Below are 20809 nucleotides of genomic sequence, written 5' to 3' on the forward strand. Positions count from 1 at the left end.
CTGGCCACGCCCAATTACTCGAACGCGGACAGGCCGAACGCGTTGACGGCGTTGTCGATAATCACGCTCAGGTTCAGCTGTAGAATTCCATCCGCGGAGGGGTAGGCGATGTAGGCCAGGGAGGCCCCGCCACTCTGGGCGGCCACCACGGGCCCCGGCAGCGTGTAGAACGCCAGGCCCGCGCCCGAGGACGAGGACGTGTCCACGCCGGAGATGTGGTTGCGCACGCCGGAGCCCACCGACACCACGAACCGATCACCCCGACTCAGCGCGTTGGTCGCGGTCGCACGAAGCGTGAGGGGCGGCGGCGTGGGCGGGAAGAGCGGCACGGTGATGTCGCCAGGCGTGCCACAGGGGATGGCGGAGTCGGGCACCGTCGTCGTCTGGGTGAAGTCCGCCGGGTGGAAGTAGTAGCTCGTCGGAATCTGGTAGCCCGGCCCCGAGTCCTCCACGTCGCGGGACAGGAACTCGCCCAGGTCGTTCACCAGCACGAAGCGCTGGTCCCCGCCGACGCGCACCGTGAAGAGCGGCAGCTCCGCGCAGTCCTCGGGGATGGGCGTCGTCGTCTCGAGCACCACCTTGCCGGCCTCGCTCGCGGGCCGGATGCTCGTCACCTTGAGGTCCGTCGTGCAGCGGATGTCCTGGTTCGCCAGGACGATGGTGTCGTCGAGCCGCACCTGCCGGGAGACCTCGGTGGCCTGGGGGACCACGAAGCTCGTGGGCGTGGTCAGGTCACGCGGCAGGTCCACCATGCTCGGGAACGCGCCCTGGTAGATGAAGCGGAACACCCCGCCCACCACAGAGCCCTCGAGCAGCGTGCGCCGGGTGACGCTCGGCCCCGTCGGATTCGACGGATCACACAGGTGCTCCACCGCCTGGCTCACGTCGACGAGCGTGGAGGCGCCGCCCACCGTGATGACCTGCTCCTGCTCGTTGCGCGCCTCGACCACCACGTTGGCGCGGCGCAGGTCCAGGTCGAACTGACGCCGGTCGCTCGCGGAGAACGTGGTGATGCTGCCGTTGGATGACGGCATCAACCCCAGCAGGGGCACCGTCGCGGAGGCGTCCGTGGTGATGGTGCCCTCCGGGCCCACCAGCCGCAGCCGCAGGGTCGCCGTCGGGATGAGCGCCAGCCCCGTGGGCAGACCGTCCGGAGGGCGGATGGGCAGCATCTTCGCGCCGCTCAGGTCCGTGGCCGTCAGGCCCGTCAGCGTGTCCACGGCGAGCACACCCGTGCACTCCGTGGCGCCACCGCAGGACAGCTCGTCCTTGATGCCGAAGACGAACTGCCCCGCCTCCATCACCTGGGCCTCGTTCTGCGGCGTCTCCGAATTGTCGGGGATGGACACGCGCGGGTGCGTCACCAGGTAGCGCACCGGGAAGTTGTCGAAGCCGCCGGACAGGTCCCGCACCGCCGCGGAGGGCGTGGTGCAGTCGACGCTCGTCTCCGGGTGGGTGTCCTGCACCAGCAGCGTGCGGCCCGTCAGGCCGGTGGCCTGGCGCGTGGCCACGACGAGCTGGTCGTTCGGGAGCACCGCCATCGCCTGCACGGACTCCCCCGGCTGCAGACAGAACAGCGTCACCGCCGCGGGGACGACCTCCCCTGCCCCGAGCGCGTCGGGACCGGGCACCCACTGACGCTCGATGCGCGAGCCGCCGGTGTCGGCCTCGAAGGGCGCATCCGGGTCCTGGATGCCGTAGTAGAGCACGCCGGGTCCGGGCGTCTGGCCCTCCGGCACGGGCGCGGGAGAGCGCGCCGCGAACGAGGTGATGAGGCTGCGGCCCTCCAGCCGGAGCACCTGCACCAGCCGGTCCGGGCCCGCGGCCACCACGGAGATCTGCGAGGCGCCGGCGCTGCGCGCGTAGACATACGGGCCCGCATGGTCGGAGCCGTCGGCCTTGTAGCCCACGTCCCGCGTGAGCGAGTCCGGCCGGTCCAGCACCGGGATGGCCAGCGTCTGCAGCGGGTTGGGCGCGGGGATGAACTGCTTGGGGTCCTTCGACAGGTCCAGGACCTGGAGCTCGTCGCGGTCCGAGGACGTGACGAAGACCAGGTCGCCGACCATGGTCAGGTCATAGGTGCCGGACAGGCCGGCGAAGCCCGTGGTGGCCTGGGTATCCGAGCAGCCGGCGCCCAGCCCGGCGCACGCGAGGAGGACGGTGAGGGTGCCGCGCTTCACGGGGAGGACTCCTGACACACGCTGGTGCCCTGACGCGTGTCGCGGAGCTGCTGCACGCCGAGCAGGGCGACCCGCCGCGCATCCTGCGGCCGGTCGAGGTTGGGGATGTCGATGACGGCGACGCGTCCGTCGCCGAAGGTGGTGGTGAACAGGCGCGCCGAGTTGCCCCGCACGTCCGCCGTCAACCCGTAGGGCTGGCTGGGCTGGGCCGGGTCCTGGTCTCCCACGAGCACCTGGGCCACCAGCTGGCCCACCTCCTCGTCGTAGATGGAGACCGCCTCGTCGCCGCTGCCCGTCACCGCCACCAGGTTGCCGCGACCGGCGGCCCGGGGGATGACCTCCAGCTCGCTGGCGCCCTCGGGCAGCGACTGCGCGGACACCACGCGCAGCGTCGGCAGGTCCGCGCGCGCGTTCTCGATGTCGATGATGAGCAGCGTGTCCGGACCTCGCGCCAGCAGGTAGACGCGCTCGCGGTCCAGGTCCACCTGCGCCGGGTCGTCGCGCCGGGGACGGGACACCACCGCCACGCCGCGCGCCTCGCGGATGGAGTAGATGCTCCGCACGTCGGACTCCAGCACGCGGTCCGTCGCGGTGCGGTCCACCAGGCGCAGCACGTACGCCGCCGACAGCGTGCCCAGCTGCTGCGTCGCGGAGCTGCGGCCGGACGCGTACAGGTACCGGCTGCCGATGGCCACCGAGTGCGCCGCGCCCGGCAACAGCCCGTTGACGCCCAGCGGGACGAAGCTCGACGTGGTCAGCGTCTCGCGCGTGGGCGCCGCGGCGGGCAGGTTCACCAGGTACCCCTGGAGGTCGGACTGCTGGACGTCCGTTGACTGCGGGCCGACGAGCTCCGTGTGCGTCACCCACACCCGGCCGTCCGGGTTGAAGCGATCCACCGTGACGCCCAGCGGCGCCGGCGCGCCCGGGACGCCATCCTTGTTCGCGCCCGGGACGCCCACCAGCGAGAGCGCGTTGACGCGGCAGTCGCGGTTGGACGTGGACTGGGCGCACGTCAGGCCCAGCCCGTCATCCGCCACGTCGATGACCTGGAGGTAGCTGCCCTCGGCGCGCGTCGGGACGAACAGGCGGGGTGAGCGCCCAGGCGGGGTCCACAGCGTCATCTCGCCGGCGAAGCTGTCGATGCGCACGTAGCTGCGGTTGGCGTCGACCTTCAGGTCGGTCAAGAGCGCGGGGAAGCTTGCGAGCTCCTCCGCGTCGGCGAAGTCCTTGCCGAAGGGCCGCAGGCCCAGGGCGTCCAGGTCCAGCGCCGTCACCGCGCCGGATTCGTAGCACTTGTCGAAGTTGGCTCCCGCCACGTACAGGAAGCCGTTCGTGGACGAGGTGACCTCGGGGCGCCAGAAGGCGACACCGCTCGGATAGACGAGGCGAGAGGACGGCGGAGGCTTCTGCGTGGTGTCGACACAAGACGACAGCAGCAGCAGCGCGGAGGTGACGAGGTAGGGGCGCATCAGAGGGGGCGGGAGTGTAGGAAGGGGCCTCCCCCCGGGCAACCGGAAAGGGGCCGCGTCATTCCCGGGCGCACGGCAGCCGACGAACCGGCGCCCCCGGGGACGTGCTCCATCCCCCGGGGGGCAGGCGGCCTCGTGAGGGCCTCAGGCCGCGACTTCGGCCTGGATCTTCGAGAAGTCGGCCACCTGGTTGAACAGGGCGCCAATCTCCGTGAGCAGCCGGATGCGGTTCTCCCGCAGCTCCTTGTCCTCGGCCATCACCATCACCTTGTCGAAGAAGGTGTCCACCACGGGCTTCAACCCGGTGATTTCCTTGAGGGCGCCGGAGAAATCATCCCCCTGCAGCAGGCCCGTCACGGACGTGCGCGCCTGGGAGAAGGCCGCGTGGAGCTGCTTCTCGGCGTCGTCCACCAGCTTCTGGGCCTGCGTCTGCCCCCCCGCCACGTCGCGGCCCTGCTTCTCCACGATGTTGACCACGCGCTTGAAGGCCGCGGCCAGGGGCTGGAAGTCGGCCCGCCCGACGATGAGGCTCAGCGCCTCCAGGCGCTTCTGCGCGGCGACCAGGTCATCGAAGCCCGCCGCGAGCACCGCCTCCACCACGTCCGTGCGGTGCTGCTCGCCCCACAGCGCCTTGAGGCGGCCGCGGAAGAACTCCAGCACCTGCTCGCGCGGCGCGGGCTCGCCCGCCTTGCGCTTGACGTTGGCCAGCCGGGGCGCGAGCAGCCGCAGCGACTCGTCCACCGCCGCCGACAGGCTGAAGCGGTAGCCCCGCCCCAGCACCAGCCGGATGATGGCCAGACACGCGCGGCGCAGACCGAACGGGTCCGCCGCGCCGCTGGGCACCTTGCCGATGGCGAAGATGCCGCACAGCGAGTCGAGCCGGTCCGCGATGCCGATGAGCGCGCCCGCGTCCTGCGTGGGCAGCGCGTCCTCGGCGCCTCGCGGCAGGTAGTGCTCGAAGATGGCCAGGGCCACCGCGTCCGGCTCGCCGCTGGCGCGCGCGTACTCGCGGCCCATGACGCCCTGGAGCTCCGGGAACTCGCCCACCATGCCGGTGACGAGGTCCGCCTTGGCCAGCGTGGCCGCGCGCTCGATGGTGGCGCTCTCCCCTGCCCGCTTCGTCTGCCCGGCCAGCCACACCGCCAGCGAGCGGAAGCGCTCCACCTTCTCCAGATACGTGCCCAGCTGCCCCTGCCACACCACGCGGCCCAGCTTCTCCACGCGGTCGGCGAGCGGCGTCTTGCGGTCCTCGTCGAAGAAGAAGCGGCCGTCCGCCAGACGCGCGCGCAGCACGCGCTGGTAGCCGCGCAGGCTCAGCTGCTCGTCGCGCACCGGCGTGTTCGACACGGCGATGAACTTGGGCAACAGCTTCCCCGCCCCGTCCACCAGCGAGAAGTAGCGCTGGTGGCTCTTCATCTCCTGCACCAGCACCTCCGGTGGCAGGTCCAGGTGGCGCTCCTCGAACGTGCCCACCACGGGGCTGGGCAGCTCCACCAGGTTGGTCACCTGGTCCACCAGGCCCTCGTCCTCGAGCAGCGCGCCGCCGGCCGCCTTCGCCGCCGCCGTCACCTTCTCCACGAGCATGGCGCGGCGCCTGGCGATGTCCGCCACCACGTTCGCCTTCGCCAGCGCGGCCTCGTAGTCCGCGGGCGCCTTCAGCTCGATGGCGCCGGGCGACAGGAAGCGGTGGCCGTACGTCACGCGGCCGCTCTTCACGTCGCCGAAGACCACGGGCACCACGTCGCCGCCCAAGAGCGCCACCAGCCACTGCACGGGCCGGGCGAAGGAGGACTCCACGTCACCCCAGCGCATGGACTTGCGGAAGTTGATGGAGTGCACCGCCGCGTGCAGCGCGTCCGGGACGATGTCCGCCGCCGCGCGGCCCTTCTCCTCCACGCGCGCGGACACGTACTCGCCCTTGGCCGCCTGCGCGCGGCCCAGCTGGTCCACCGAGAGCTTCAGCCCCTCGGCGAACTTCTCCGCCGCCTTGGTGGGCTTGCCCTGCGCGTCGAACGCGGCCTTGGCGCTGGGCCCCAGCACCTCCTTCACCACGTCCTTGCCCGCGTCCGCCACGTCGCGCACCCAGACCGCCAGGCGCCGGGGCGTGCCGTAGACCTTCACCTCACCGTGCTCCAGGCGCGCGTCCGCCAGGCGCTCCGTCACCACCCGGCGCAGGTCCTCCAGCGCGGGGGCGATGAACGAGGCGGGAATCTCCTCCGCGCCCACTTCCAGGAGCAGATCACGCGCCACGGGTCACCTCCGCCTTCTCCTTCTTCTCCACCGGCTTGTTGAGCTGCACCGTCTTCCAGTAGTCGCTGGCCGCCTTGCCCTCGAGGATGGCGGGCTGCTCCCCCACCGTCCACGGCGTCTTGAGCAGCGGATAGCCCAGCCGCTCGCGCATCTGGAGATACCCCTCCGCGCACAGCCGCGCGTTGTCGCGCACGCGCTTGATGAAGGCCGCGCGCTCCGTGACGGAGATGGCGCCGCGCGCGTCCAGCAGGTTGAACGTGTGCGAGCACTTCAGCGCGAAGTCGTACGCGGGCAGCGGCAACTGCCGCTCGATGAGCCGCTTGCACTCCTTCTCGTACGCGTCGAACAGCGAGAAGAGCATGGCCGCGTCCGACTCCTGCAGCGCGTACCGGCTCATCTCCACCTCGTTCGGGTGGAACACCTCGCGGTACTTCACGCCCTTGACCCACTCGATGTCGAAGACGTTCTCCACGTTCTGCAGGTACATGCAGATGCGCTCGAGCCCGTACGTGAGCTCCGCGGAGACGGGCTTGCAGTCGAAGCCGCCGCACTGCTGGAAGTAGGTGAACTGCGTCACCTCCATCCCGTCACACCACACCTCCCAGCCCAGGCCCCACGCGCCGAGCGTGGGCGACTCCCAGTCGTCCTCGACGAAGCGGATGTCGTGCTCGAGCGGGTCGATGCGGATCTTCCGCAGCGACTCCAGATACAGCTCCTGCACGTTCTTGGGCGCGGGCTTGAGGATGACCTGGAACTGGTGGTGCTGGAACAGCCGGTTCGGGTTCTCACCGAAGCGGCCATCCGCGGGGCGACGCGAGGGCTGCACGTACGCCACGTTCCAGGGCTCCGGCCCCAGCGCGCGGAGGAACGTCGTCGGGGCCATGGTGCCGGCGCCGACCTCGAGGTCGTACGGCTGCGTGGAGAGGCAGCCCTGGTCGGCCCAGTGCTTCTGGAGCGTGAAGATGAGGTCCTGGAAATACATAGCGATGGGTGTCCTTCTCGCAGTGCGTCGAAGGAAAAGAGCCCGCGGACCCTATTGAGGGGGTCCGAGGGCGTCAAGGACGGCGCTCACTCCTTGTACAGAGGGAGGTCCGCCAGTCGAATCTGCAGCTTGGTCACCTCGCCGGGCTTCACCGGCGCGGACAGGCGCCGGCTCACCCCGTCGGGGCTCGTGGGGTCGACCAGCCGCAGCGTGTAGGTCCCCACCGGCAGCGGGAACTTCAACAGCGGCGTGGTGCCCAGCTGGGTGGCGCCGTCGAACACCGCCGCCCGGGGAACCGTGTAGAGGGTGATCCACCCCAGCCCGGCCTTCGCCGCGCCCTGGGGCGTGCTGGTGTCCATCACCTCCGCCAGCGCGTCCGGGTCCTTCGTCACCGTGGTGACGGGCTCGTCCTCCGGCTTCTCCTTGCCGGCGTACACCCGCGGCTTGCGCGGGGCGGGCTTGGAGGCCTCGGCGGTCCGGGCCGGCTCCTCCTTCGGCGTCTCCTTCCCCTTGCGCGCCGTGGAGGTGGACGCGGGGCGCACGTCGGGCACGGCCGGGGACGGCTCGGGCGGAGTCGCCACCTGGGCGGTGGGCTCCGGCGCGGAGGGCGCCTCCGCCTGGGCGCCCGGACGCGGGTCCGGCGCGGGCGTGGTGCCGGGGAAGCCCGGCGGCGGTCCCGGCTTCTGCTGGGGCGGCCACGCGGCGTTGAGCGTGGGGTCCGCGGGCGGCTGCGGATCCAGCTCCGCCTTCACCCAGGCCTTCGCGGACTCGAAGGCGGGGACGAACTGGGCGCGGACCATGGGCTGCGTCGAGGCCCAGCCCACGGCCCCCAGCAGCACGAGCAGGAACAGCCGCCCCATCCAGCGGGACTTCGGCTTCGCGGCCGGCGTCTGCACCGGCGTGTCCGAGCGCGACACGCCCCGGCCACGGCCCGAGGAGCCGGCGCCCGGGCGCGGAGGACGGGTGCGGAACTGCTGCGTCGACAGGTCGCTCGGCTCATCGAGCGAGTCCACCTCCTCCAGCGGCTCCTCGCGCGCGGCGGGACGCGGGCGCGGCGTGCGGGACGTGCCGCCCGCCTCCAGCAGCGCGCGCGGGGCACGCGGCGTCGTCGAGGCCGCCTCGGCCCCCGTACGCCGCTGCGGCACCGGCTTGGGTCCGCTGCCCGCGCGGGTGGGGACCTCCGGGTCCGTGGGCGTGGCCGGACGCCGCTGGGGCACCGGCTTGGGCGCGCTGCTCCCATCCGTGCGCCGCTGCGGCGTCGGCTTGGGCGCGCTGCTCCCATCCGAGCGCGCCACCGTGCGGGCCATCGTCGGGGTCGGCAGCTGCGCGGTGGCGCCCATCTCGCCGACGTCGTCCTGCTGCAGCTCGCCGGCCGCCTCGCTCACCCGGGCGTCCTCGGCGCGGCTGGCCAGCTCCAGGAGCGTGCGCGTCTTCTGACGCTTCTCCTCGAACAGCTCGCCCATCACCGCGGTGACGCCGTCCTCGTCGAACAGCTCCGGGCCGAGCGCCGCCTCGATGGCGCGCGCCATCTCACGGCCACTGGTGAAGCGCTGCGCCGCGTCCCGGGCCAGCGAGCGCATCACCACCGCGTCCAGCGCCTCCGGGATGTCCGGGTTGGCGGCGCGGGGCGACGTGACGTCCGCCTCCACGATCTGCAACATCACCGCGGCCTCGTGCGGACCGTTGAACAGCCGCTGGCCGGTGAGCATCTCGTGGAGCATCACGCCCACGGAGAACAGGTCGCTGCGGCCGTCCATCGCGTGGCCACGCACCTGCTCCGGGGACATGTACCCGCTGGTCCCCTTCACCGTGCCCACCTGGGTGCGCCCCAGCCGCCCCCTCGCCTTCGCGATGCCGAAGTCGATCACCTTGACGACGCCGTCGTAGGTGAGCATCACGTTCTTCGGCGACACGTCCCGGTGCACCACCGCCACCGAGCGCCCCGACGGGTCCGTGAAGTGGTGCGCGTAGTGCAGCCCCAGGCACGTGTCGCGGATCACCCGACCGATGAACCCCAGCGGCAGCCCGTACTGGCGCCGCGAGGCGGCCTTGATGACCTGCTCCAGGTTCTGCCCGGGCAGGAACTCCATCGCCAGGAACAGCTCGCCGCCGTCCTCGCCCAGGTCGAAGACCTGTCCGATGTTCGCGTGCGAGAACGCCGCGGTGATCCGCGCCTCATCCAGGAACATCTGGACGAATTGCTCGTCCTTCTTGATGTCCGGGAGGATCTGCTTGACGGCGACGAACTTGCGAAATCCGCCCGGCCCCGAGGTGAAGGCGAGGAACAGCTCCGCCATTCCTCCCATCGAGAGGCGGGTGAGGATCTCGTATTTTCCAATGCGCCGCCCCCGGTCGGGATCTTCGCTGGCGCCATCCTGCCTGGCCATGAAGCCGGACATGTTAGCCGCGCGCTGCGTCCACGTCGATGACAGTCGCGCGAAAAGGACCCACCTCCTGGGTGAGCCGAGCCACCCGCCGTGCCCTCTTCCCCACGCCCGGAAGGAGTCCTCTACAGTGCGCTGTTCTCATCACGCCGGGGCGAAAGCCGAGCCCCTCGCCGAAAGGACACCCATGTCTCGCCACGCAGCGCAGCCTCGACTCCTCGTGGGAATGCTCGCCACCCTGGTGCTGCTCGCCTGTGCTCCCGCTCACGCGGACGAACAGGCCGCGGCCCCCAAGGACACGAAAACCCAGTCCTCCCCGAAGAAGGACGGCGCGAAGCAGGAAACACCCGTGAAGGAGGACACGGAGCAGGCCGCGGAGGACGCGGCGCCGAGCAAGGGCGGCCAGTGCACCGGCAAGGCGACCTTCTGCGGCGTGTACTCGAGCGTCTTCTGCAACAGCCAGCCCGGCTGTTCCTACTCGTACTCCACCAACCGGTGCATGGGGCTGGCCATGGAGTGCACGAAGGCCACGAACGCGGCCTTCTGCGAGAAGATCAAGGGCTGCTCCTGGAAGTGAGCCGCCTTTTCAAGCGCTGAGGGCGCGCACCCGGGCCGCGAGGTTCTGCGTGAAGAGGCGGTAGATGCGCAGCGCCGCGGCCTCGTGGGTGTCCAGGTAGTGCTCGAAGGCCGTGCGGCTGATGCGCAGCGCGCGCACGGCCGTGCGCGCCCGCACGTGCGCGGACACCGGCGCGTCCTGCACCAGGGAGATCTCCCCGAGGTACTCCCCCGGCCCCAGCGAGTTGAGCAGCCGCGCGTCCGACTCCGGGCCGCTGAAGACGTCCACCGTCCCCTCCATCAGGACGAGCAGCGCCACGCCCGGCTCTCCCTTCTCCAGCACCACGGAGTCCTGCGCGAGCACCACCTGCCGGGCCTGCCGGTAGAGGTCCTTCATGTCCTCCAGCGACAGCTCGCTGAAGATGGGGATGGCCTTGAGGAAGCGATAGCCGTTGGCCACGGGCGTGGTGGAGGGCGTGTTGCGACGGCCGAGCACCGCCTCCGCCTCCGCGTTCATGCCCATGCGACGCAACAGCCGCGCGCGCTCGGTGACCATCGCCGGCTCGGCCCGCGCCACGTCGGAGCTGGCCAGCGCGTCCACCAGCACCGCGAGCGCGCGGTGCGTGAAGCCCTCGACGTCCAGCAGCCGGCACATGCGCAGCACGGCCTCGATGTAGCGCGGGTCCTCGGGCGTCACGCCGCCCAGGGCCTCCACCTCCGCGTGGGGCTGACCGAGCTCGCGGTAGAGGTCCGCCGCGTCGAAGGGGCGCTTGAGGCGCACCAGGCACTGCGCCATGGACTCACGCGCGCCCAGGCCGCGGTACACCTCCAGCGCGCGCTCCAGGGCCCCCGCGCGCTCGAAGGCCGACGCGGCGCGCTCGGACTCACCCGCGCGCAGCCAGGCCTCCGCCGCCTCCAGGTACTGGCCGCTCTGGACGTAGAGGTCGGCGGCCACGGCGTCGTCACCGCTGCCATCCATCAGCCGCGCGGCGCCCAGGAAGTCCCGGGCGCGTCGCAGCACCTCCACCAACCCGCGTCGCTCCTTCACCGGCCCCTGCGCGGCCTGCTTGCGCAGCCGCTCGCGCTGGGAGGCCCCCAGCTCCTCGTAGAGCTGCGCTGCCTGCTCCGTGTCCTCCAGCTCCACCAAAGACCGCACGGCGCGCAACGCCCCTTCTGCATCCGTCCCCATGCGTGCTCCCCCCACGCGAAGCCCCACTGTGGCTCCTGGCATGTCTCATCCTCCGGCCCGGTTGGCCGCCAGAAAAGGCCCGGTTCGACGCGTTGTATCGCGACGCCACCGACTGACACGACGCCCCCATACCTCGTACAGGCCTTAAACGTGAGATAGAAAGCATCCAGCCGGACAACATCCCATGCCCCGCGCGCGGCCCATCACCGTCTCGACCTGGACGCCCGCCGGAGCCCCCGGGGTCCAGGTCCTCCGAGTAGAGGATGACACCCGGCTGTGGACAGCCACGCCACCGCCCACGGACTCACCGTGACGTACTCGGGCACCTTCGAGCCCCTCTCCACCGAGGCCCAGGTCCGCGCCGCGTTCCGGGGAGACCGCCGCGTGCGGTTCCTCACGCCCGGCGAGCAGACCGCCCTCTGACGACGCTCAGCGGCGGGGCCGAGTGCTCGGGCGACGTCGAGGCTTCGGTGTGCCTCGACGCGCCTGGCTCCGAGTTCCCCGACGCGCTGGCGCCTTGCCGCTCCCGGGCCCGTCGACACTCGACAGCACCAGATGCTTCAGCAGCGCGTACACGGGCCCCGGGTCGAACTTCGGATCCAACAGCGCCTGGAGCGCCAGTCCGTCGAAGCACGACTTGATGATGACGGCGTAGTGGTGGTCCAGGGGCTCGGGGCGCGAGGCCTCCCCGCCCCGATAGCGCGCCACCGTGCGGGCCACCTCCAGGTCACCCTCCGCCTGGAGCTCGGAGACCGCCGAGGTGAGCTCCGCGTTGCGCAGCCCCAACGCGAACAGCTCGTAGCGCAGCCGGAACTGCTCGGGTGACGCGCGCAGGTGGCGCTCGCCCCACGCGAAGCTGGTGTCCGCCAGGTCCTCCAGCGGCGTCTCGTCCCGCAGCTTCTTGAGCTCCGCCACGTACTGCGCGCTGTGCGCGCGCGTGACGGCGAGCAGCAACGCGTCCTTGCTGCCGAAGTAGTAGTGCACCAGCCCCTGGTTCACCCCGGCCACGCGCGCCACCTCCTTCACCGTCGTCGCGTCGTAGCCCCGCTCCGCCAGCACGCGCGAGCTGGCGGCGATGAGCCGCTCCCGGGCATCCGGCTCTCCCGTGAGCGCCGGCTCCGGCGGAGGGGACGAAGGCTTCTTCGGGCTGCGTGGACGGGCCATCTGTCTCCCATAGGACGCCACACACCTACCCGCAAGCACCCCGAAGCCGGCCGCCCGGTCGCCTTGACATCACCCGGGCGCAGTCTTAGTTAGTCGTGTAACTAAATTAGTCGAACGACTAAAAACACGGGAGCGCGAGATGAAGGTCCAGTCCAAGGGAGTCCTGACGGGAGTGCTGGCGGCGGCGGTGTTGATGGGCGCACCGGCGTGGGCGGACGACGCGGGCGAGCTGATTCCCTCGCGGGAGCGGGAGCGCCGGGGCTCGGTGCTGCTGGAGCTGCAGCCGCCCGCGCTGGACGCGTCGATGTACGGCGTGCGACTGGACATCTCGCCCCGGTTCGAGGGGCCGTTCTCCTTCGGACTGATGGCGCGCGCGGGCCAGTGGGGCAACGCGGTGGGCGTGCGCACGCGCTTCGAGGGGGCGGAGCTGGGCGAGGTGAAGCTCAACTACGCGGTGGGCGCGGACGCGCGCTACACGGTGACGACGTTCGCGAACGGCACGCTGCGGCCCTTCGTCGGGCTGACGGCGGGCTTCGAGGAGTTCGTGGCGCGCACGGGCAAGGGCCCTTCGCAGAGCGCGAGCACGGCGGCGTTCGTGGAGCCCGCGGTGGGACTCATGTGGCGGCCGGGCGCGGGGCGGCTGGGCCTGACGGCGCGCGGAGGCCCGGGCTTCACCTTCACGGACGTGCGCACGCTGCGCATCTCGAATGGTGAGCTGAAGCTGCGGCAGGTCTACCCGACAGCGTCGCTCGGCCTGCTCGTCGTCCTCTGAGCATCCGGCGGCCCACCATGTCGGGCGCGCGACAGGCAAGGCCCACCCCGTCGTGCCCACCCCCTGAGTCCCTTCTTCATCGTGGTGAGCTTCCCCCCGGACGGCCCCGAATCCCGGGCGCCGTCCTTCACGTCGTCGCTTCCGACGCGTCGCTGGAGTCCGTCTCATGAGGACGTCGTTGCTGGCCCTCACGCTCGTCCTGGGCGCCCCGCTCGGGCTCGCCTGCGGGCGCTCCCCGCCCCCGCCCGCGCCTGCCACCGCCGTGCGCATCGCCACCGTGGGCCGCGCCGGGACGACGGCGGATGCGCGCTTCTCCGCGGAGATCCAGCCCGCCACGCGCGTGGACCTGGCCTTCAAGGTCGGCGGCTACGTGGAGTCCATCGCGAAGGTGAAGGACGTGGACGGACGCCCCCGCCTCATCCAGGAGGGCGACGCCGTGCGCGAGGGCATGGAGCTGGCCGCGCTGCGCAAGACGGACTACTCGCAGAAACTCACCGAGGCCCGCGCGGCGCTCTCCCAGGCCCGCGCCGCCGAGGAGCAGGCGCGCATCAACTTCGAGCGCACGACGAAGCTCGTCGCCGCGGAGGTGTCCACGCCCGCGCAGCTCGACGCCGCCCGCACGCAGAAGGACAGCGCCGTCGGCGCCTCGGCCGTCGCCCAGGCCCGCGTGGAGGAAGCGCGCACGGCGCTCGAGGACACCCAGCTGCGCTCGCCGCTCTCCGGCGTGGTGCTCAAGCGCACCGTGGAGGTGGGCGTCCTGGCCGCGCCGGGCACCGTCGCCTTCTCGGTGGCGGAGACGCGCAGCGTCCGCGTGGTGTTCGGCGTCCCGGACACGCTCCTGCCCAGCGTCCGGCTCGGCGCGCCCCAGGCCGTCATCACCCAGGCCTTCCCCGGACAGCGCTTCGAGGGGCGCATCTCCCGCATCGCGCCCTCCGCGGACCCCAAGAGCCGCGTGTTCGCGGTGGAGGTCTCCATCCCCAACGAGGACCAGCGACTCAAGCCCGGCATGGTGGCCGCGCTGTCGCTGCGAGACGGCGGCTCCGCCCGACTCCAGCCGGAGCTGCTCGTGCCGCTGTCCTCCATCGTCCGCGCGCCCGGCAAGCCGGACGGGTTCGCCGTCTTCGTGTTCCAGCAGCAGGACGGCAAGTCACTGGTGCGCGCCCGCGAGGTGGAGCTGGGCGAGTACCTGGGCAACGTCATCCCGGTGCGCAAGGGACTGGAGGCCGGTGAGCGCATCGTCGTCACCGGCGCCAGCCTCCTGTCCGACGGCGAGGCGGTGGAGGTGATTCCGTGACGCCCGAGCAGGCGGAGCAGGCGGAGCGGGAGCGCGACGAAGCGCTGGTGCGCCACAAACACAACACCGCGCGCTACTTCACGGAGAAGCGGCAGGTGGCCTGGGTGTTCCTGGCCTTCACGCTGGTGTGGGGCGTCTACGGCTACTTCAAGATGCCCAAGGCGAAGGACCCGGTCATCGCCGTGCGCGTCGCGGTGGCCACGTGCCTGTGGCCCGGCGCGGAGGCGGAGAAGATTGAACAGCTGGTCACCCGCCGCATCGAGCAGAAGATCTCCGAGAACGCCAGCGTCGAGAAGATCGAGTCCATCAGTCGCACCAGCCTGTCCGTCGTCTACGTCACGCTGAAGGAGGACGTCGCGGACCGCGCCAAGGAGTTCGACGACATCCAGGGGCGGCTCGACACGATTCGCGACCTGCCGAGCGGCGCGGGGCCGGTGCAGTTCCTCAAGGACTTCGGCGACACCGCGACGCTGATGCTCACGGTGGCCAGCCCTCCGGCGAACGACGTGGAGTTGGAGCTGCGCTCGCGCGCCGTCGCCCGCGCCATCGAGGACGTGCGCGCGTCCGCGTCGTCCTCCGCTCCACGGGCCACGCTGGTGGTGAGCTTCCCGCCCTCCATCAACGCGACGTCCATGCAGCGCCTGGGAGACCAGGCCCTGCGCTTCTTCGACGCCCTGCCCGAGACGGATGACGCGCGCTTCATCCAGAGCCCCGGCTTCATCGGCGTGGACATGGCCACGTCCCTGGACGACGACACGCTGCTGCGACACCTGCGCGCCTTCGCCCAGGACCACCTGAGCCTGTCGGAGCTCCACCCCGACGTGTGGCGCCCCATCATCGTCCGCGACCCGAAGGACGTCCGGGCCCGACTGACGGCGAACGCGGGAGACCGCTACAGCCACCGGCAGCTCGACGACTTCACCGACACGATTCAGCGACACCTCCAGCGGCTGCCCGTCGTCTCCAAGGTCACCCGCGCGGGCGTGCTGCCGGAGAAGATCTTCCTGGAGTACTCGCAGGAGCGCCTCGCCTCCTACGGCGTCCAGGCCTCGGGGCTCGCGAACCTCATCTCCGCGCGCAACATCACCGCGCCCGGCGGCATCCTGGAGATGGGCGGCAAGAGCATCACCATCGACCCGTCGGGCGAGCTGTCCAGCGAGCGTGAGCTGGGAGACATCGTCGCCACCACGAGCACCAACGGCACGCCGGTGTACCTGCGCGACATGGTGGACGTGCGCCGCGACTACCAGAGCCCGCCGCGCTTCCTGAACTACCTGGACGCGCGCAACGCCCAGGGCGAGTTCGTCCGCAACCGCGCCATCACCCTCGCCGTCAACATGCGCCCGGGCGAGCAGATCGACGCCTTCGGCCACGCCGTGAGCGAGGAGCTGGCGCACGTCCAACGCCTGCTGCCCGAGGACCTGGTCATCCGCCGCACCTCGGACCAGCCGCTCCAGGTGAAGGAGAACGTGGACCTGTTCATGTCCTCGCTCTACGAGGCCATCATCCTGGTGGTGCTCGTGGCGCTCATCGGCTTCTGGGAGTGGAGGACGGCGCTGCTGTTGGCCCTGTCCATCCCCATCACCCTGGCGATGACCTTCGGGCTGATGCACCTGTTCGGCGTGGACCTGCAGCAGATCTCCATCGCGTCGCTCATCATCGCGCTGGGCCTGCTGGTGGATGACCCCGTGGTGGCCAGCGACGCCATCAAGCGCTCGATGTCCATGGGGTGGAAGCCGCGCATCGCCGCGTGGCTCGGTCCCACGAAGCTGGCCACCGCCATCCTCTTCGCCACCCTCACCAACATCGCCGCCTACCTGCCCTTCCTCTCGCTGCCTGGAGACACGGGCAGGTTCATCCGCACCCTGCCCATCGTCCTCACGCTGTCCCTGGTCGCCTCGCGCGTCGTCTCCATGACGTTCATCCCGCTGCTGGGCTCAGCCATCCTCCGCGCGCCCGAGACGGAGACTCCCGCATCGGAACAGAAGGCCTCGCGCTTCGCGCGGAGGTACCAGCAGGTCGTCGGCTGGGCCATCGACCACCGGCTGCTCGTCGTCGGCGTGGCGCTGCTCGTCCTCATCGCGGGCGCGCTCGTGGGCACCCGCGTCCGCTCCGCCTTCTTCCCCAAGGACCTGTCCTATCTGTCCTACGTGGACGTCTGGCTGCCCGAGGACGCCACCCTCACCGCGACGCGCGACACCGCGAGGGACGCCACCCGCATCCTCCAGGAGGTGGCCGAGGAGTACGGCAAGGCCCACCCGAGCGACGGCAAGCCGCGCCAGGTGCTCGAGTCTGTGACGGAGTTCATCGGCGGCGGCGGTCCCCGCTTCTGGTTCTCCGTCGCACCGGAGCTCCAGCAGCTCAACTACGCGCAGCTGGTCATCCAGGTCCGCGACAAGGAGGACACCCGCATGCTGGTGCCCTTGTTCCAGGACGCGCTGTCACGCCGCATCGCCGGGGCGCGCGTCGACGTGCGCGAGCTGGAGACGGGCAAGCCCGTGGGCATCCCCGTGTCCATCCGCGTGTCCGGCGAGGACATCTCCGTGCTGCGCGACATCGCCGAGCAGGCCAAGGCCATCTTCCGCTCCGTCCCCGGCACCGCGCGCACGCGCGACGACTGGGGCAGCGACACGTTCTCCGTGAAGCTGGAGGTGGACCCGGACCGGGCCAACCTCGCGGGTGTCACCAACCTGGACGTGGCCACGTCCTCCGCCTCGGCGATGAACGGCATGACGGTGGGTCAGCTGCGCGAGGGCATCCATCAAATCGACATCGTCGCCCGGCTCCGCGCCGAGGAGCGCGCCCAGCTGGGTGACATCGAGAACCTGTACATCAGCTCGCGCAGCGGGCCCCAGAAGGTGCCCCTGCGGCAGGTCTCCCGCGTCGCCTACTCGCTCCAGACGGAGAAGATCCGCCGCCGCAACCAGTTCCGCACCATCACCATCTCCACGTTCCCGCAACAGGGCGTGCTCGCGTCGGAGGTCCTGAAGGAGGCCCGTCCGAAGCTCGATGAGCTCCAGCAGCACCTGCCCATCGGCTACACGCTGGAGATCGGCGGCGAGGCGGAGGAGCAGAAGAAGAGCTTCGCGAGCATGGTCGTCGTGCTCGGCATGCTCATCGTCGCCATCTACGTGGCGCTGGTCATCCAGTTCAAGAACGCCGTCAAGCCGCTGGTCGTGTTCGCCGCCCTGCCCTTCGGCGCGGCGGCGGCGCTGGTGTCGCTGGTCATCATGGGCGCGCCGTTCAGCTTCATGGCCTTCCTGGGCATCATCAGCCTGATGGGCGTCATCGTCAGCCACATCATCGTGCTCTTCGACTACATCGAGGAGGCCCACGAGCGCGGCGAGTCCCTGCGCGAGTCCCTGCTCGACGCCGGGGTCCACCGCCTGCGGCCCGTGCTGGTGACGGTGGGAGCCACCGTGCTGGGGCTCATCCCCCTGGCGCTGCACGGCGGCCCGCTGTGGCAGCCGCTCTGCTACGCGCAGATCGGCGGACTCACCGTGGCCACGGTGCTCACCCTGCTGCTCGTCCCCGTCCTCTACACGCTCTTCGTGAGGGACCTGCGCTGGATTCATTGGGAGGAGCGCTGAAGCAGGCGACGGAGCGGTCGCCGCCGCGGCATTGGTCAACGACAGGACGTGACTCCAGTTTCGTGGATGGAGGTTTCGTCGCGCCCTCTGGAAAGGGTGCTCGACTGGCTGGTCCCGCTCGTGTGCACGTTCACCGTCCTGGTGACGGCCACCGTGCTGGCGGGCTGGGCGATGGCCAGCGAGCGGCTCACCCGTGTGGTCTTCCTCCCGGGAGCCGGGGTGATGATGCCCCTCACCGCCGTGGGGCAGTTCTCCATCGGCTGCGCGCTGTGGCTGCTGAGGAGGAAGTCGGCGGAGCGCCTGGCAAGGGGACTGGGGCTGGCACTGGCGCTGCTCGCCATGGTGCTGGGCGGACTGGTGCTGCTCGAGTACCTGACGCGGCGGGATTTCGGGATCGCCCCCCTCTTCTTCGCGGACACCCTCACCCGGCTGTCGCCGCACATGCCGGGCCGGCCGTCTCCCCTGACAGCGGCGAGCCTGGTGCTGCTCGGGTCCGCGCTGCTGCTGCTGCACGTCAGGACCCGCTCGGGGTGGCATCCGGCCCGTCCGCTCGCCCTGCTCGTCGCGCTCGTCTCCGCCCAGGCCCTCATCGGCTATGCGTATCTGGAGGAGGCTCCGCTGACCGCGTTCATCGGGCAGCGGGCCTTCGGTCCCTACACGCCCATGGCGCTGCACTCGGCGCTGTTGTTCCTGCTGCTCTCGGTGGGAATCCTCTCCGTGCATCCCCGATATGGACTGATGGGGGTGCTGCTGCGGGACGATGCCGGCGGCCTCATGGCGCGCAGGCTGTTGCCCGCCGTCATCACCCTGCCACTGCTCGTGTGGGGGCTGCGGCTGGTCAGCGAGGAGCTCGGCTTTCGCAGCGGCCCGTTCGGCACGTCGGTCTTCGCGCTCGTCACGGTGCTCGCCTTCGTGCTCCTGCTGGCTCGCAACGCGAACGCCCTCTCCCGACTGGATGCGCGTCAGCGCGAAGTGGCGCAGTCGCTGCGCATCTCCGAGGCCCGCTTCGCCGGCATCGTCAACAACGCCGCGGACGCCATCATCGCCGTCGACGAGCAGCGGAACATCACCCTGTTCAACACCGGCGCCGAGCGCATCTTCGGCTACGCCGCGGGCGAGGTGCTGGGCAGGTCGATGGACCTGTTGCTGAGCGGCCCCCTGGACCTCCCGGCGCGGGAGGCCGCCGGAACAGGCCCGGGCGACGAGGAGGGAAGACCCCTGTCCGGCCGTCGCAGGAGTGGGGAGGTGTTTCCCGCGGAGGCCACGCTCGCCGACGTGCGGGTGGATGATGTCGCGTTCAGGGCCGTCATCCTGCGCGACCTGAGCGCGCGGGTGCGAGCGGAGGAGGCCCGGCGCAACCGGGAGGAGCTGTTCCGCACCGCCTTCGACCATGCCCCCATCGGCATGTCCCTGGTTGGCCTGGACGGACACTTCCTGAACGTGAACGAGGCGCTGAGCCAGATGCTCGGGTACACGCGCGAGGAGCTGTGCGCGATGACATTCCAGGACCTCACCCACCCGGAGGACCTGGAGGGGGACCTGCTCCAGGTGGGGCGGCTGCTGGATGGGGAGCTGGGCACGTATCAGCTCGAGAAACGCTACCGTCACAAGCTGGGCCACTTGGTGTACGTCCTGCTCACCGCGTCCCTCGTCCACGATTCGAAGGGCAGACCGCTGCACTTCATCTCCCAGGTGCAGGACATCTCCGAGCGCAAGCAGCAGGAGCGGGAGCAGCGCCTGCTGGCGGAGGCCGGGCCCAGGCTCGCCAGCTCGCTGGACCCGGGGACGACGGTCACCACGGTGTCGCGGCTGCTCGTCCCCGCGCTCGCGGACTTCTGCGTCGTGACGATGATCGACGAGCACGGGAAGGTCCAACGCCGCGAGTGCCTCGCCTCCACGCACGAGAGGACGCTGTTGATGGAGGAGCTGTTCGGCGCGTATCCGCAGGCCCACCTGCGGCGGGGACATGCGTTGGCGGAGGTCTTCACCAGCGGCCAGTCGCTGCTGCTGGAAGAGGTCCCCGCGTCGCTCCTGGAGAGCACCGCGGAGGATGCCCGGCACCTGGACCTGCTGCGACGGCTCGCGCCCCGCTCCATCATCGTGGTGCCGCTGAGCGCGCGCGGGCACACGGTGGGCGTCGTCGCGCTGGGCACCTCCGAGTCCGGGCGGAGCTACGGGCGTCGGGACCTGGCGCTCGTCGAGGAGCTGGCGCGGCGCGCGGCGCTGGCCATCGACAACGCGAGCCTGCATGCGCGCTCCGAGCAGGCCACGCACCTTCGCGACGAGGTGCTGCGCATCGTCGCCCATGACCTGCGCGCGCCCCTGAATGTCATCTCGCTGAGCGCGGGGACGATGATGAAGCGCTCGCCGGCGGAGCGCGCCGCGGACTCGCGTCCGCTGACCTCCATCCAGAAGGCGGTCACCCGGGCGACCGCGCTCATCGCGGACCTGCTGGATGTCGCGCGGATGCAGGGCGGCAGCCTCACCGTGGACCGTCGGCCGGAGTCGACGATGGCGCTGCTCACGGAGGCATTGGAGCTGCACCGGGCGCTGGCCGAGGCCCAGTCCGTCCATCTCCAGTTGGACGTCAGCCGCGACACGCCGGACCTCTTCGTGGACCGGGACCGGGTGCTGCAGCTCTTCTCCAACCTGATTGGCAACGCGCTGAAGTTCACCCCGATGGGCGGCTGCATCGTCCTGCGCGCGCGCCCGTGGGGGGAGATGGTGCGCTGCTCGGTGAGCGACACGGGCTCGGGGATTCCCCCCGAGGACCAGCACCACCTGTTCGAGCCCTTCTGGCAGGCCCGGAGCCGCGCCAAGGAAGGCGCGGGCCTTGGGCTCACCATCGTCAAGGGCATCACCGAGGCCCATGGCGGCCGGGTCTGGGTGGACAGCCAGCCCGGACTCGGCACCACCTTCTACTGCTCACTGCCCGCCATCCACTCGGCGGACAGCTCCCTCACCTGGCACGTCTGAGGCC

At 70.9% G+C, this 20809-nt stretch carries 13 protein-coding genes; 6 read left to right on the forward strand and 7 right to left on the reverse strand.

From position 1 onward, the window contains the following. Positions 1–14: 14 nt before the first annotated feature. The 5 genes from VZQ01_RS00450 to VZQ01_RS00470 all read right to left on the reverse strand — a co-directional run bounded on the left by VZQ01_RS00450 (position 15) and on the right by VZQ01_RS00470 (position 9268). Positions 15–2180, reverse strand: a complete 2166-nt coding sequence (locus VZQ01_RS00450; RefSeq protein ID WP_426746633.1) for a hypothetical protein — start codon at positions 2178–2180, stop codon at positions 15–17. Continuing rightward, on the reverse strand, positions 2177–3649 hold the full coding sequence (locus VZQ01_RS00455; protein ID WP_426746634.1) for a YncE family protein: 1473 nt from the start codon (positions 3647–3649) through the stop codon (positions 2177–2179). Before VZQ01_RS00455 ends, VZQ01_RS00450 begins: the two co-directional genes overlap by 4 nt. A 144-nt stretch (positions 3650–3793) precedes the next feature. Next, complete coding sequence (glyS, locus tag VZQ01_RS00460; RefSeq protein ID WP_426746635.1) at positions 3794–5899, reverse strand: glycine--tRNA ligase subunit beta; 2106 nt, start codon at positions 5897–5899, stop codon at positions 3794–3796. Next, positions 5889–6881, reverse strand: a complete 993-nt coding sequence (gene glyQ, locus VZQ01_RS00465; RefSeq protein WP_046713338.1) for a glycine--tRNA ligase subunit alpha — start codon at positions 6879–6881, stop codon at positions 5889–5891. The genes glyS and glyQ overlap by 11 nt, the downstream gene beginning before the upstream one ends. Positions 6882–6967: 86 nt before the next feature. After that, the gene (locus tag VZQ01_RS00470) at positions 6968–9268 is read right to left on the reverse strand and encodes a serine/threonine-protein kinase (RefSeq protein WP_426749041.1); all 2301 of its coding nucleotides are present in this window, start codon (positions 9266–9268) and stop codon (positions 6968–6970) included. 184 nt (positions 9269–9452) lie between these two features. On the opposite strand from VZQ01_RS00470, the gene VZQ01_RS00475 reads away from it, so the two are divergent. Then, complete coding sequence (locus VZQ01_RS00475; RefSeq protein WP_141331606.1) at positions 9453–9842, forward strand: hypothetical protein; 390 nt, start codon at positions 9453–9455, stop codon at positions 9840–9842. 9 nt (positions 9843–9851) lie between these two features. Here the strand turns inward: VZQ01_RS00475 and VZQ01_RS00480 are convergent, their stop codons facing one another. Further along, positions 9852–11051: a cyclic nucleotide-binding domain-containing protein gene (locus VZQ01_RS00480; RefSeq protein WP_426746636.1), complete on the reverse strand. Its 1200-nt coding sequence runs from the start codon at positions 11049–11051 to the stop codon at positions 9852–9854. 234 nt (positions 11052–11285) lie between these two features. Here VZQ01_RS00480 and VZQ01_RS00485 point away from each other — a divergent pair, with 234 nt between their 5' ends. Continuing rightward, the gene (locus VZQ01_RS00485; protein ID WP_426746637.1) at positions 11286–11432 is read left to right on the forward strand and encodes a hypothetical protein; all 147 of its coding nucleotides are present in this window, start codon (positions 11286–11288) and stop codon (positions 11430–11432) included. A gap of 6 nt (positions 11433–11438) precedes the next feature. Here the strand turns inward: VZQ01_RS00485 and VZQ01_RS00490 are convergent, their stop codons facing one another. Further along, positions 11439–12173 (reverse strand): TetR/AcrR family transcriptional regulator, encoded by a 735-nt coding sequence (locus tag VZQ01_RS00490; protein ID WP_223751576.1) that lies wholly within the window; start codon positions 12171–12173, stop codon positions 11439–11441. Between the two features lie 139 nt (positions 12174–12312). Between VZQ01_RS00490 and VZQ01_RS00495 the strand changes: the two genes are divergently transcribed. From VZQ01_RS00495 to VZQ01_RS00510, 4 genes are all read left to right on the forward strand, one after another. Next, on the forward strand, positions 12313–12945 hold the full coding sequence (locus tag VZQ01_RS00495; protein ID WP_267696497.1) for a hypothetical protein: 633 nt from the start codon (positions 12313–12315) through the stop codon (positions 12943–12945). 166 nt (positions 12946–13111) lie between these two features. Next, entirely contained in the window at positions 13112–14239 is a 1128-nt protein-coding gene (locus VZQ01_RS00500; RefSeq protein WP_267696498.1) for an efflux RND transporter periplasmic adaptor subunit, read from the forward strand. Continuing rightward, positions 14236–17829 carry an efflux RND transporter permease subunit gene (locus tag VZQ01_RS00505; RefSeq protein WP_426746638.1) on the forward strand — a complete coding sequence of 1198 codons (3594 nt, stop codon included), beginning with the start codon at positions 14236–14238 and terminating at the stop codon, positions 17827–17829. The genes VZQ01_RS00500 and VZQ01_RS00505 overlap by 4 nt, the downstream gene beginning before the upstream one ends. 96 nt (positions 17830–17925) lie before the next feature. After that, positions 17926–20805, forward strand: coding sequence for a sensor histidine kinase (locus VZQ01_RS00510; RefSeq protein ID WP_223785772.1), 2880 nt, complete (start codon positions 17926–17928; stop codon positions 20803–20805). Positions 20806–20809 lie beyond the last annotated feature (4 nt).

The sequence above is a fragment of the Myxococcus faecalis genome, from assembly GCF_050039385.1.
Lineage (GTDB): Bacteria > Myxococcota > Myxococcia > Myxococcales > Myxococcaceae > Myxococcus > Myxococcus fulvus.